Raw genomic sequence first — 12,530 nt, forward strand, 5'->3', positions numbered from 1 at the left:
CGGGGTACGAGATCAGGGGAATCCCTGATGTGCTCCGAGGTTGGAGCCGACACGATGGTCATCATGAACAACGTGACCGTCTCGGATCAGCTACAGCAGATGTGGCGCACCCGTCCGCACCGCTTGCCGCAACGCGGACACGTGGCGGGTGTAGCAGCCGGTATCGGCTACCGATACGACGTCGACCCCGTACTGATCCGGGTCGCATTCGTCGTGTCCACCCTCTTCGGCGGCACCGGAATCGTGCTGTACCTGGCGGCGTGGCTGGTCCTCAGCCGCGCCGGCGACTCCGCCTCGGGGGTCGAATCCATGGTGGGCCGCGGGCACAGCTCCGATTCGACGACCAAGACCGTCGTCGTGGCGGTCGCGTTGGTGATCGCACTGTCGACACTCGGTCCGGCCGGTGTGGGACTCGGCGGATCCGGCGTGATCTCTCTCGCGGCGATGCTCGGCGGACTGTGGTTGCTTCACCAGCGCTGCCCCGAGCCGCCGCCGTACTTGCGAACAGCGGAATTCACCCGGCAGCAGTACGCACCGATGCCCTTCGGCTCGTCCACCACCTCCGCGGAGCAGTGGTCCGCCGCGCAATACCGGCCGCCGCAGTTCCAGTACGAGCAGTACACCCCGTACACGACGCTGCCCAAGAGCTACGAGCCGACACCGCAGACAACACAGCCGGTATCGGAATCCGGTACTGCACCGACCGTCGACCTCACCAAGAGCACACGTGCCGAAAGTACTTCTGCCACTGCCGTTCCGACCACACCCCAGGCCGTGACACCTCCGTCGTGGGACCCATTGGGAGTGGCACCGTTTGCGTGGGACCTCCCTGAACCGGCCGGCACCTTCCCACCGGCACCGATCGAACGTAAGCGTCGATCGCGTTGGACGGCAAGCTTTCTCGGCCTAGCATTGCTCGGCGCTGCCGTCACCACCGGACTCGGAGCTCTGACAGGTTCCGACTGGATCACTCCGGGCCGCGTCGGTGCCGTCGCGTTGTCGATCATCGCAGTGGGTCTGATCCTGGGTGCATTTCTCCGAAAGGGCTACGGCCTGTTGGTCGTCGGCGCGCCGCTGGCCGGGTTCGTCGTCCTCGCATCGGTGGTCGGGCCGGTGAATCTGGACGACAGTGTGTCGGGCGCGCAACGGGCTGCCCCGACCACCGCCGCCGCACTTGCCCCCGCCTACGACGTCGGCTTCGGTGAACTGGACCTCGACCTCACCGGCCTGACGCTCACCGAGAACAAGACTGTGGCGATCGATGTGACGTTCGGCAGTGCCGTGGTGACCGTACCGAGCACGATGAGCATCGAGACGAAATGCAACGCCGAATTCGGTTCGGCCGAGTGCGGTGATCCCGGCGTCCGCGCCGGAAAGGACGCACGACCCGACGCGCCGGTCTTGACGATCGAGGGCGATGCGACATTCGGAGAACTGAAAGTGGTGCAGCAATGAGCGACAACGGGATTCACACCGAATACGGCCACGGCGACAGTTCTTCGGACACCGCGGCACAGAGTTCGAGCAGGCAGGGCCCGTCGGCTCCGTTGTTCCTCGCCGGACTCGCCGCGCTGATCGTGGCGATCGCCGCGCTGATCGGCCAGGACGCCGTCACCGCCCTGGCCGAGGTTCAGTTCCGCTGGGTGTTCGTCATCGCTGCGGTCGTGGTGGGTGCGGCCTTACTGCTGGGTCCCAGCAGAAAGCACTGAACCCGCTACTCCCACTCGATGGTGCCCGGCGGCTTGCTCGTGACGTCGAGTACGACTCGGTTGACCTCCGGAACCTCGTTGGTCACCCGAGTCGAAATCGTTTCCAGCACGTCGTACGGCAACCGGGTCCAGTCCGCGGTCATCGCATCCTCGCTCGACACCGGACGCAACACGATGGGGTGACCGTAGGTACGACCGTCTCCCTGCACGCCGACGCTGCGCACGTCGGCCAACAGCACCACCGGGCACTGCCAGATCTGCTGATCCAGGCCTGCGACCGTAAGCTCTTCTCGGACAATCGAATCCGCGTGACGCAACGTGGCCAGTCGGTCCGCGGTGATCTCGCCGACGATGCGAATGGCCAGTCCGGGTCCCGGGAACGGTTGTCTGCCGACGATGTCCTCTGGCAGGCCCAGCTCGCGTCCGACGGCGCGCACCTCGTCCTTGAACAGCGCCCGCAACGGCTCGACCAACGCGAACTGCAGGTCGTCGGGCAGTCCGCCGACGTTGTGATGGCTCTTGATGTTCGCGGTACCCGAACCGCCACCGGACTCCACGACGTCCGGGTACAGGGTGCCCTGCACCAGGAACTCGACGGAATCACCGTGCTCTGCGTTCTCGCCCAGCACCTCGGCGACGGCACCCTCGAAACTGCGAATGAACTCGCGGCCGATGATCTTGCGCTTCTCCTCCGGGTCCGACACCCCTTCGAGCGCGCCGAGGAAGGTGTCCACCGCGTCGACGGTGACGAGCTTGGCACCGGTCGCGGCTACGAAGTCCTGCTGCACCTGCTCGCGTTCGCCTGCGCGTAGCAAGCCGTGGTCGACGAAGACACAGGTGAGCCGATCACCGATCGCACGCTGCACCAGAGCCGCGGCCACCGCGGAATCGACACCACCGGACAGGCCGCAGATCGCCTTACCTGTCGGACCGACCTGTTCCTGGACGGCGTCGACCAGCGCGTCGGCGATGTTCGCGGCGGTCCAGTCCGGCTTGATTCCGGCGGTCTCGTGCAGGAATCGGCTCAGGACCTGCTGTCCGTGTGGCGAGTGAAGTACCTCGGGGTGGTACTGCACACCCGCCATCCGCTTCTCTTCGTTCTCGAAGGCAGCAACCGGAGCCCCGGCACTGGTCGCGGTGACGGTGAAGCCGTCGGGAGCAGCGGTGACCGCGTCACCGTGACTCATCCAGACCGGCTGGGTGGAAGGCAGACCGTCGTGCAGGCGGCCGCCGTCGACGCTGAGCTGAGTACGCCCGTACTCACGCGTTCCGGTGTGCTCGACGGTTCCGCCGAGCGCCTGCGCCATGGCCTGGAAGCCGTAGCAGATACCGAATACCGGGACGCCCAGTTCGAGCAGAGCGGAGTCGAGTTCGGGTGCGCCCTCGGCGTAGACGCTGGACGGCCCACCGGACAGCACCAGAGCAACGGGATCCTTGGCGGCGATCTCCTCGGCGGTCGCGGTGTGCGAGATGACCTCGGAGTACACGCTGGCCTCGCGCACCCGGCGGGCGATCAGCTGTGCGTACTGGGCTCCGAAATCGACGACCAGAACCGGCCGTGCGTGTGCGGGATCGTGTGCAGAGGAGTCGGTCACCTGGTCAGTCTAGTGGGACGGCTTCGGTGTACTCGCAGCACCCGAATCGCTCACGCGACACCCGAATGTTCGACGGGCATGGCCGCCGAACCGGACCTGATCTGCACGATCGGCAGCCGCAGGCCGCCGGGTGCGTCGACGGGCACGACGGGCGAGTTCGGAGCGATCGGATCGAGGCGCTGGTAGGGCTGGCCCTGCGCCGGACGCAGGTCCGACTCGCCCTTGTTCGGCCACAGAGCCGCCGACCGCTCGGCCTGCGCGCTGATGGTCAGCGACGGGTTGACTCCGAGGTTGGCCGAGACTGCCGCACCGTCGACCACGCTGAGAGTCGGGTAGCCGTGGACGCGGTGGTACGGGTCGATGACGCCGTGCTGGGCGTCCTCGGCGATAGCGCACCCACCGAGGAAGTGTGCGGTGAGCGGGATGTTGAACAGCTCGCCCCACGTCCCACCTGCGACGCCGCCGATCTTCTTCGCGATGCGCCGAGTGGCGTCGTTGCCCTCGGGAATCCACGTCGGGTTGGGCTGACCGTGTCCCTGACGGCTCGAGATCTTGCGGCCGAAGGGGCCCCGCTTGGTGAACGTGGTGATCGAGTTGTCGAGGTTCTGCATCACCAGCGCGATGATGGTCCGTTCGCTCCAGTGCCGGACGTTGACGACGCGGACGAACTGGATCGGATGCGCGATCAGCGCGAAGACGAACTTGAGCCAACGCGGAATCTTTCCTCCGCCGTCGGTCATCAACGTCTGCAGCATGCCCATCGCGTTGGAGCCCTTGCCGTAGCGGCACGGTTCGATGTGGGTGTTGGGGCTGGGGTGGAACGAGGACGTGATGGCGACGCCGCGCGTGAGATCCATGTTCGGATCGACCGCCAACTTCGCGGCTCCGACGATCGACTCCGAGTTGGTGCGGGTCAGCTCACCGAGAGTGTCCGACAACCGCGGCAACGTGCCCGTGTCCTTCATCTTGTGCAGGAGGTTCTGCGTGCCCCACGTACCGGCTGCCAGCACGACATTGGCAGCGCTGTACGTCTTGCGACCCTTGCGCAGACGCGCTCCGGTGCGCTCGGTGTCGACGTCCCAGGTTCCGTCGGACCGAGGATTCAGGCCGGTGACCGTGGTCATCGGCACGATCTCGGCTCCGGCACGTTCGGCCAGCCCGAGGTAGTTCTTCAGCAGGGTGTTCTTGGCACCGTGGCGGCACCCGGTCATGCACTCGCCGCATTCGATGCATCCGGTGCGCTCGGGGCCGGCACCACCGAAGTACGGGTCCGGGACGGTCTTACCGGGTTCGTCACCGAAGAACACGCCCACCGGTGTCTGAATGAACGTGTCGGCGACGCCCATGTCCTCGGCCACCGACTTCATCACCTCGTCGGCGGGGGTCATGTGCGGGTTGCGCACGACACCCAACATGCGGGTGGCCTGGTCGTAGAACGGGGAGAGCTCACTGCTCCAGTCGGTGATGTGCGCCCACTGCTTGTCCTCGAAGAACGGTGCCTGCGGCTTGTACAGCGTGTTCGCGTAGTTCAGCGATCCGCCGCCGACCCCTGCGCCGGCGAGGATCAGGCAGTCGCGCAGCAGATGCACCCGCTGGATGCCGTAGAGACCCAGCTTGGGTGCCCACAGGAAGCGCTTGAGATCCCAGCTGTTCTTGGCGAAGTCCTTGTCCTCGAATCGCTGCCCGGCCTCGAGGATTCCGACGCGGTATCCCTTCTCCACCAGCCGAAGCGCGGTGACGCTTCCACCGAAGCCCGAACCGACGATGAGAACGTCGTAATCCGTTGCGCGTCCAGCTGAACCCATGGTGACCTCCGCTACGTCCGTTACCTGTCGAACAGTATGCACATCGCTGTGTGACTACCGCCACAAGCGATTCTAGCTGTTACGGAAGGTATCACCAACCGAGGGTCGGCTTACCGGTGCCTGCCCGACGAACGACACAGGGCGCGCACCCGAAGATCGAGTGCGCGCCCTGTCGTATGGGGGTTCTGTCAGGCCCGAACGTTCAGGCCGACCTTCTGAAATTCCTTCAGATCGGAGTAGCCCGACTTCGCCATCGAGCGACGCAATCCGCCGACGAGGTTGATCGAGCCGTACGACTCACGCGACGGTCCGTGCAGCACCTGATCGAGGCTCGGACGCTCCCCCGCGGACATCGGCAGCAACGCGCCACGCGGCATCGACGGATGCGCCGCGGCGGACGGCCAGTACCAGCCGCCACCGGGAGCCTCGGCGGCCACGGCCAACGGCGCACCGAGCACCGCAGCATCCGCGCCGCAGGCGATGGCTTTCGCCAGTGCGCCGGACGTGGTGATGTCACCGTCGGCGATGACGTGCACGTAGCGTCCACCGGTCTCGTCCAGGTAGTCCCGACGTGCGGCCGCCGCGTCGGCGATCGCAGTGGCCATCGGAACACCGATGCCGAGCACCTCACCGGTGGTCGTGCCGCCTTCGACGGAGCCGTAGCCCACGATGACGCCGGCCGCACCCGTGCGCATCAGGTGCAACGCGGTCCGGTGATCGCTGACGCCGCCGGCGATGACGGGGACGTCGAGCTCTGCGATGAACGTCTTGAGGTTGAGCGGCTCGTCGTCGCCGTGCGCAACGTGCTCGGCGGAGATGATCGTGCCCTGGATGACCAGCAGATCCAGACCCGATGCGATCAGCGCAGGCGTCAGAGCACGGGCGTTCTGCGGGCTCACTCGTACAGCGACAGTGACGCCTGCATCACGCACCTGGCCCACTGCGGCGGCCAACAGATCGGGCTGCAACGGCGCAGCGTGCAGTTCCTGCAGGAATGCGATCGGCGCGTCGGGATCGAGATCGGTCTCGGCGATGTGGATCAACTGGTCGAGCTTGGCCTGCACGTCGGCGTGCCGCGCCCACAGCCCTTCGCCGTTGATCACCCCGAGCCCGCCTTGCTTACCGAGCTCGATGGCGAACGCAGGCGAGACCAACGCATCGGTCGGATGGGCGAGCACCGGGATGTCGAACCGGTAGGCGTCGAGCTGCCAGGCAGTCGACACCTCCTTGGACGACCGGGTGCGCCGAGACGGCACGATATCGACGTCGTCCAGCTGGTAGGTGCGGCGGGCTTCTCTGCCCATGCCGATTTCAACGAGGTCGCGCACGCGCGCACCTTTCTACTTCGAGAGCGAATCGTTCGGCCACCAGGGGCCGACGCGACTATCGGGTGGTGTAGTTCGGAGCCTCAGCGGTCATCGTGATGTCGTGCGGGTGGCTCTCCTTGAGACCGGCCGCGGTGATCTGCACGAACTGAGCCTGCTGCAGGTGCTCGATGGACGTCGACCCGGTGTACCCCATGGCAGCGCGCAACCCACCGGTGAGCTGATGGATGACCTGGTTCAACGGACCCCGGTACGGGACGCGTCCCTCGATCCCCTCGGGAACCAGCTTGTCCTCGGCCAGCACATCGTCCTGGAAGTAGCGGTCCTTCGAGAAGGACTTCGCTCCCCCGCGTCCCTGCATCGCACCGAGCGAGCCCATTCCGCGGTAGCTCTTGAACTGCTTGCCACCGACCAGGATCAGCTCACCCGGAGACTCGGCGGTGCCGGCCAGCAACGATCCGAGCATCGCGGTCGACGCGCCTGCGGCGAGTGCCTTGGCGATGTCACCGGAGAACTGCATACCGCCGTCGGCGATGACCGGCACACCGTGCGGCTTGCACGCGGCCACGGCTTCGAGGATGGCGGTGATCTGCGGAGCGCCGACGCCGGCGACCACGCGGGTGGTGCAGATCGATCCGGGTCCGACGCCCACCTTCACCGCATCGGCACCGGCCTCGACGAGGGCGAGTGCGCCCGCGCGGGTGGCGACGTTTCCGCCGACGACCTGAACGCGCTCGCCCACCTCTGCCTTGAGCTTGCTGACCATCTCGAGCACCTGAGAATTGTGGCCGTGCGCGGTGTCGACGATGATGACGTCGACGCCGGCATCGGTCAGTGCCATCGACCTGGCCCAGGCATCCTGCCCGACGCCCACTGCTGCTCCGACCAGCAGACGACCGTCACGGTCCTTGGTGGCGTCCGGGTGCTGCTCGGTCTTGACGAAGTCCTTCACCGTGATCAGGCCGGTGAGTGCGCCTTTGCCGTCGACGATCGGTAGCTTCTCGATCTTGTGGCGACGCAGCAGGCCGAGGGCTGCTTCGGCGGTGACCCCCTCCTGCGCGGTGATCAACGGTGCCTTCGTCATGACGTCGGCGACGCGACGGTTCTGATCCACCTCGAACCGCATGTCGCGGTTGGTGATGATGCCGACCAGCGCACCGGTCTCGTCGGTGACCGGGAGCCCCGAGATACGGAAACGCGCACACATCGCGTCGACCTCGGCCAGCGAGTCGGTGGGCTTGCAGGTGACCGGGTCGGTGACCATCCCGGCCTCCGAGCGCTTGACGGTCTCGACCTGAGACGCCTGATCGTGCAGCGAGAGATTGCGGTGCAGCACACCCATGCCGCCTGCACGTGCCATCGCAATGGCCATCCGCGCCTCGGTGACGGTATCCATCGCAGAACTGACCAGCGGGACTCGCAGCCTGATCTCGCGGGTGATCTGACTGGACGTGTCCACGGCGCTGGGGATCAGATCCGAAGCGGCCGGCAGCAGCAGGACGTCGTCGAACGTGAGGCCGAGCATCGCGACCTTGTTGGGATCGTCGCCGCCTGTGCGGACGTGGGCTCCGGGACTACTCATACGAATCTGGCCCTCCCTAGAGCCTGGTTGCATCGTGGGCGCGGCATGCGGCCGGTGAGAGCTCGCAGGCGCACCGCGGTGCGGTGTTGGAGAACGGATGGAGTTTCGGCACTTGCACTCATCTGTTCAGCGCCAGGAACCATGGTATCGGCCTGCGGCACAACCAGTGCGCACGCCTCCCGCTGCGGACGCTCGGAGGCACCGAATCGAAGACCCGACGGGGTCCGGCGGTACGGATCGTCCGGCATGTCGCGCTCGAACGGCTGGCGCAGACCCACCAGTTCTGCGTACCGTGGAGGCGTGCGCGATCAACTGCCTCCCGGTCTACCCCCGGATCCGTTCGCCGGAGACCCCGCCGACCCGTCGGCCGCCCTCGATGCAATCGAGCCCGGCCAGCCTCTCGATCCCCAAGAACGGCTGGCCGTAGAAGAAGACTTGGCGGACCTCGCTGTCTACGAGGCACTCCTCGGCCACCGCGGTATCCGTGGACTCGTCGTGTGCTGCGAGGACTGCCAGCAGGACCACTACCACGACTGGGACATGCTGCGTGCGAATCTGCTGCAGCTGCTCGTCGACGGCACCGTGCGTCCGCACGAGCCGGCCTACGACCCGGTGCCCGACGCGTACGTCACGTGGGATTACTGCCGTGGTTTCGCCGATGCATCCATGAACGACGCTCTGCACGGAGACGGTTTCGAGAGCTGAGACCCCAGACAAACGAAGAAGCCCGACACGATCATCGTGTCGGGCTTCTTCGTTGTTTACGGTCTGCGTCGTCGAACAGTGCCTGTCGCTCAGCTTCCGCCGGACGGAACCGACATGCGGTCGCCGTTCTCGGACGAACTGCCACTGGCAGTGGCCGTCGGCTGATTCGGGTTGTCGAGCACCGTCGGTGTGACGTCGGTGGTCGTCGGACTCGGACTCGTGGTGACGGGCGGGCTGACCGGTGTCGTCGTTTCCGGATTCGGCGTGCTCGGAACCGCGGTGGATTCCGGTGCAACCGTCTCCACCGGAGCCGTCGGAACCAGAGTTGCTTGGCTGGGCACCGACAACGGGGCTGCCGGGGCCGCACCCATCGGAGGTACCACGGGCGGCACCGTCATGGCCTGCAACTCCTGCAGCAAACGGGCCAGCCACTGGTCGAGTTCGGCTCGCTGAGCATCGTCGATGACCGCGGAACTGCGGTTCGATGCGCCGTCGAGAAGAGCGCGGGCAGCGTCGGCATCGCCGGACGACAGAAGGTTCTCCGCCTCCTGCAGCTTCGATGTCGTATCTATCTGCGCGACAGTCGAATCGGCCTGCTCGGAGAACACGACCGACTTAACGCTCCACAGCGGATCCTCGGGCGTCGAGTTGTACGAGATGACCACCAGACCGCCCAACACGACGGCGATCGCGGCGGCGGCACCGGCGAGAGGACGCAACAGACGCATCCGGCCCCCGCGGTTCGCCGCGCTGGATCGCGCCATGTCGGCTGCCACCTTCTCGCGCTCGACGGCCGCCACAACGGTGTCGAGAGAAGGACCGGCCGGCATGGACGGTGTGATCACGTCCGCTCGCCAATTGGCGAGCAGGAGCGCGAGTTGGTAATCGTCCGCATCATCGGTTGCGATCGGTCCGTCACCACTGATCGCGTCGATGAAGGCATCGTCACGACGAACGGCGACGAGGTCCACGGGACCACCGTCTGCGCCGATGTCGGCATAGGGATCGTTCTGCTTCGGTCCAGTGGGTGTCACGTGCTCTCCGATACGCGAGATTCCGCGACGCGGGGTCTCACCGGTGCCACCGTGACCATTGTCCCTAGCCATACATTTCACCTGCTCTCACAACTTCGTTCTTCAGTTTTGCGATAGCTCGGTGCTGAGCCACGCGGATAGCGCCTGCAGTGCTGCCGACCGCAGCTGCCGTCTCCTCGGCCGACAATCCGACGATGAGTCGGAGCACCAGAATCTCTCGGTGCTTGGCGGGCAAGGTGTCCAGTAGTGCAGTCATCTGACGACTCGACTCGGATTCCAGAGCTCGCTGCTCCGGACCGTGTTCTGTCGACACGACATCTGGTACTTCGGCGGCCGGGTCCGATTTGTTACGCGAGGCACTGCGATGAGCATCTGCGACCTTGTGCGCCGCGATGCCGTACACGAATGCCATGAACGGACGACCTTGATCCTGGTAACGCGGCAAGGCGGTCATGACTGCCAAACAGACCTCCTGCGCCACGTCGTCGGCCGAAAGCTGACCACGCTCAGCCGAACCGACTCGAGCCCGGCAATACCGGACGACGAGTGGTCGGATGAATTCCAAGACCCGGGACAGAGCCAGTCGATCGCCTTGCGCTGCGGCAACGACGAAAGAGTCCAACTCCTCACCCGCACTGTTCATCGTCGACTAATTTCCCCGCGTTACAGGTACGCACCCGCCTGGGAGCGCTTCCACGTGGTGGTGGAACGAACCAAGGATAGCGATACCGACGGCCCACAATCGAACCGCTCGGTCCGTGTGCGGCTACGGTCCAGGTCAACCGACCGCGGATCCACCCAGTCGTTCGAGTGCGGCTCCCAGGTCGCGCGCCGGAACCATGTTCGGATCCGCTCCCCCGGTTCCTTCGCACAGCATCGTCGCGGCCCAGCGCAGGGGCAGTAAACCGTGCATCGCCGCAGCGCAGGCCACGTCGGCGGCTCCTGCACGTGCACGCTCGGTCGCACCGGCGCAGCTCAGGGCAGCGGCCATCACCAGATCGGTTTTGATGCGATGCCGTAACGAATCGGTGTCGTCGGCAAGTGCGCGAGCAGACTCGGCGTGTCGGAGCGCTCCCGAGCCGTCCCCACGCATCATTGCCAGCTCGGCTGCCACCCAGTGCGCGCGCAGCGCCGGACGCCACAGATCCGACCCGCCACGCACCGAGAGCAGCTCTGCGTTGCGCGCCAGGAACGCATCCGCGAATCCGAATCGGCCGGTCCCCAGTGCATCCGCCGCCAATCCGACCAGTGCATCACTGCGCGCCTCCGCCGCGTCCGTCGTTCGCGCCTCGCCGGTGAGCCCGATCAGGAACACCGCCCTCCCGTCGAACCCGCGGGCGAGCCGGTGCCGACCGATCTGGCGTAGCCATGACGCCCTGGTCGACTCGTACAGGGACTCGAGTGCCGGCGACGTCGGCCGGAACCGCCGGAGCTCGACCCGGGCAGCGTTATACCGACCCTGGCCGGCCAACGCGACGCCGCGGTACCAACTCTGCCGCGCATCGGTGGCCGCCGGGAGGTCGGTTCGACCGGGGTCTACTCCGAACGCCGCCTCTCGCAGCGCCGGCCCGATGCTGTCGGACTTTCCGGTGACGGGCGAGGACTTCGAAGCCAAGTGCACGACGTCAGGGTATGGCCACGGACGGACTGCAGGCACGCGAGTGGGCCGACCGAGAACGACGGACACGCAACGCACGAATGCGAATGTCGTGCCGGACGGGCTGTCTCATTCACGACGACCTTTCAGGACGCCGCTGCAGTTTTCACAGAATTAACAATGTGAATAGGTGTTGTTTCGGAAACAGTTGTCTGAACGCTGTGTGGCGAATGGGTTAAACGGCGGGTCGTTTATCGGAGCCGGAGAAGAATGCGTCGGGCACATTCGACACCGCCGATCGGAATCGTTCGGCAACAACGACCGACTCCTCGCTCGATCCGCTCGGCCGCTCGTGGAGCGAGGCCGAACCCGGCCCGCCACTGCTCGACGCTCTGCGACAACACCTTCGAGCTGCGGGTCTTCGAGAAACGCGCGGTGGAACTCGGAGCGACACCGGCTCGCGCCGACACGTCACCGTCGATCCTGCGCCGCGTCGTGCCATGAGCATCGTCTCCCGACTCGGCCGATTTCTCAACCGGAAGCGCACACATGCGAGCGGTTCGAAGTAAATATCGAGCGTGTTAATTCTTCGCCCTCCCGCTATGCATTTGCCCACGATCGAGCTCTATTGACTCGATTTCGTCGACCCACATAACGTTGTCGCTGTTCGGATCACGAATCCGTCGAAGCCACACCACCCTAGGAGTTTCCATGCCGCAGCCGAATCACCTCCCTGGGCCGAACGCCGATATTTGGGATTGGCAGATGCACGGCCTGTGCCGTGGCGTCGACTCGTCCATGTTCTTCCACCCCGACGGCGAGCGGGGTCGGGCGCGCGCACAGCGAGAGATGCGCGCCAAAGAGATGTGCCGCAGCTGTCCGGTACTCGCTCAGTGCCGCACCCACGCACTCAACGTCAGCGAGCCGTACGGCATCTGGGGAGGGATGTCCGAGACGGAGCGCGAATTGCACGCCCGGCACAACCGCCGCCGCATCGCGGTCTGAGCACACGACATTCACAGCTGCACACACGACGAAGCCCCCAACCCGTGGCGGGTTCTAACGATCCCCGCAACACCCTCGATTTGAGGGAGTTGCGGGGATCGTGGCATGTGCTGGGTTGAAGGTGCGGTTTTTCGAGGCGTTGGACCGTGAGGACGGGAATGTCAGCGCGGCCG

At 65.8% G+C, this 12,530-nt stretch carries 11 protein-coding genes; 4 read left to right on the forward strand and 7 right to left on the reverse strand.

The window, feature by feature from the left end; genetic code table 11:
• The first annotated feature begins 63 nt into the window (after nucleotides 1–63).
• A complete protein-coding gene (locus J1M81_RS18055; protein WP_094622642.1) occupies nucleotides 64–1,455 on the forward strand; it encodes a PspC domain-containing protein in 1,392 nt (463 codons plus the stop codon).
• Nucleotides 1,452–1,709, forward strand: coding sequence for a hypothetical protein (locus J1M81_RS18060; protein WP_027496370.1), 258 nt, complete (start codon nucleotides 1,452–1,454; stop codon nucleotides 1,707–1,709). The genes J1M81_RS18055 and J1M81_RS18060 overlap by 4 nt, the downstream gene beginning before the upstream one ends.
• A gap of 5 nt (nucleotides 1,710–1,714) precedes the next feature.
• On the opposite strand, the gene guaA is transcribed toward J1M81_RS18060, so the two are convergent.
• From guaA to guaB, 4 genes are all read right to left on the reverse strand, one after another.
• Nucleotides 1,715–3,304, reverse strand: a complete 1,590-nt coding sequence (guaA, locus tag J1M81_RS18065) for a glutamine-hydrolyzing GMP synthase (protein ID WP_032365606.1) — start codon at nucleotides 3,302–3,304, stop codon at nucleotides 1,715–1,717.
• 50 nt (nucleotides 3,305–3,354) lie between these two features.
• Nucleotides 3,355–5,109, reverse strand: coding sequence for an FAD-dependent oxidoreductase (locus J1M81_RS18070; RefSeq protein ID WP_032365607.1), 1,755 nt, complete (start codon nucleotides 5,107–5,109; stop codon nucleotides 3,355–3,357).
• Nucleotides 5,110–5,297: 188 nt separating this feature from the next.
• Nucleotides 5,298–6,437 (reverse strand): GuaB3 family IMP dehydrogenase-related protein, encoded by a 1,140-nt coding sequence (locus tag J1M81_RS18075; protein ID WP_027496367.1) that lies wholly within the window; start codon nucleotides 6,435–6,437, stop codon nucleotides 5,298–5,300.
• 55 nt (nucleotides 6,438–6,492) lie between these two features.
• Nucleotides 6,493–8,016: an IMP dehydrogenase gene (guaB, locus tag J1M81_RS18080; protein WP_032365609.1), complete on the reverse strand. Its 1,524-nt coding sequence runs from the start codon at nucleotides 8,014–8,016 to the stop codon at nucleotides 6,493–6,495.
• Nucleotides 8,017–8,316: 300 nt separating this feature from the next.
• Between guaB and J1M81_RS18085 the strand changes: the two genes are divergently transcribed.
• Nucleotides 8,317–8,721: a DUF5319 domain-containing protein gene (locus J1M81_RS18085; RefSeq protein ID WP_027496364.1), complete on the forward strand. Its 405-nt coding sequence runs from the start codon at nucleotides 8,317–8,319 to the stop codon at nucleotides 8,719–8,721.
• An 89-nt stretch (nucleotides 8,722–8,810) separates the two neighbouring features.
• Here the strand turns inward: J1M81_RS18085 and J1M81_RS18090 are convergent, their stop codons facing one another.
• The 3 genes from J1M81_RS18090 to J1M81_RS18100 all read right to left on the reverse strand — a co-directional run bounded on the left by J1M81_RS18090 (nucleotide 8,811) and on the right by J1M81_RS18100 (nucleotide 11,376).
• Nucleotides 8,811–9,827 carry an anti-sigma-D factor RsdA gene (locus J1M81_RS18090; protein WP_206498527.1) on the reverse strand — a complete coding sequence of 339 codons (1,017 nt, stop codon included), beginning with the start codon at nucleotides 9,825–9,827 and terminating at the stop codon, nucleotides 8,811–8,813.
• Entirely contained in the window at nucleotides 9,820–10,398 is a 579-nt protein-coding gene (locus tag J1M81_RS18095) for a sigma-70 family RNA polymerase sigma factor (RefSeq protein ID WP_027496363.1), read from the reverse strand. The genes J1M81_RS18090 and J1M81_RS18095 overlap by 8 nt, the downstream gene beginning before the upstream one ends.
• 135 nt (nucleotides 10,399–10,533) lie before the next feature.
• Nucleotides 10,534–11,376 (reverse strand): hypothetical protein, encoded by an 843-nt coding sequence (locus J1M81_RS18100; RefSeq protein WP_206498528.1) that lies wholly within the window; start codon nucleotides 11,374–11,376, stop codon nucleotides 10,534–10,536.
• A gap of 687 nt (nucleotides 11,377–12,063) precedes the next feature.
• Here J1M81_RS18100 and J1M81_RS18105 point away from each other — a divergent pair.
• Nucleotides 12,064–12,357: a WhiB family transcriptional regulator gene (locus J1M81_RS18105; protein WP_027496361.1), complete on the forward strand. Its 294-nt coding sequence runs from the start codon at nucleotides 12,064–12,066 to the stop codon at nucleotides 12,355–12,357.
• The last annotated feature ends 173 nt before the right edge of the window (nucleotides 12,358–12,530 follow it).

The organism is Rhodococcus sp. KRD175 (assembly GCF_017168275.1).
In the GTDB taxonomy this organism is placed as follows: domain Bacteria; phylum Actinomycetota; class Actinomycetes; order Mycobacteriales; family Mycobacteriaceae; genus Rhodococcoides; species Rhodococcoides fascians.

Excerpts from the sequence above, each read along its gene's own strand:
- J1M81_RS18055 (WP_094622642.1), top strand. The coding sequence starts at position 64 with ATGAACAACGTGACCGTCTCGGATCAGCTACAGCAGATGTGGCGCACC.
- J1M81_RS18060 (WP_027496370.1), top strand. The coding sequence starts at position 1,452 with ATGAGCGACAACGGGATTCACACCGAATACGGCCACGGCGACAGTTCT.
- J1M81_RS18070 (WP_032365607.1), bottom strand. The coding sequence starts at position 5,109 with ATGGGTTCAGCTGGACGCGCAACGGATTACGACGTTCTCATCGTCGGT.
- guaB (WP_032365609.1), bottom strand. The coding sequence starts at position 8,016 with ATGAGTAGTCCCGGAGCCCACGTCCGCACAGGCGGCGACGATCCCAAC.
- J1M81_RS18090 (WP_206498527.1), bottom strand. The coding sequence starts at position 9,827 with ATGGCTAGGGACAATGGTCACGGTGGCACCGGTGAGACCCCGCGTCGC.
- J1M81_RS18095 (WP_027496363.1), bottom strand. The coding sequence starts at position 10,398 with ATGAACAGTGCGGGTGAGGAGTTGGACTCTTTCGTCGTTGCCGCAGCG.
- J1M81_RS18105 (WP_027496361.1), top strand. The coding sequence starts at position 12,064 with ATGCCGCAGCCGAATCACCTCCCTGGGCCGAACGCCGATATTTGGGAT.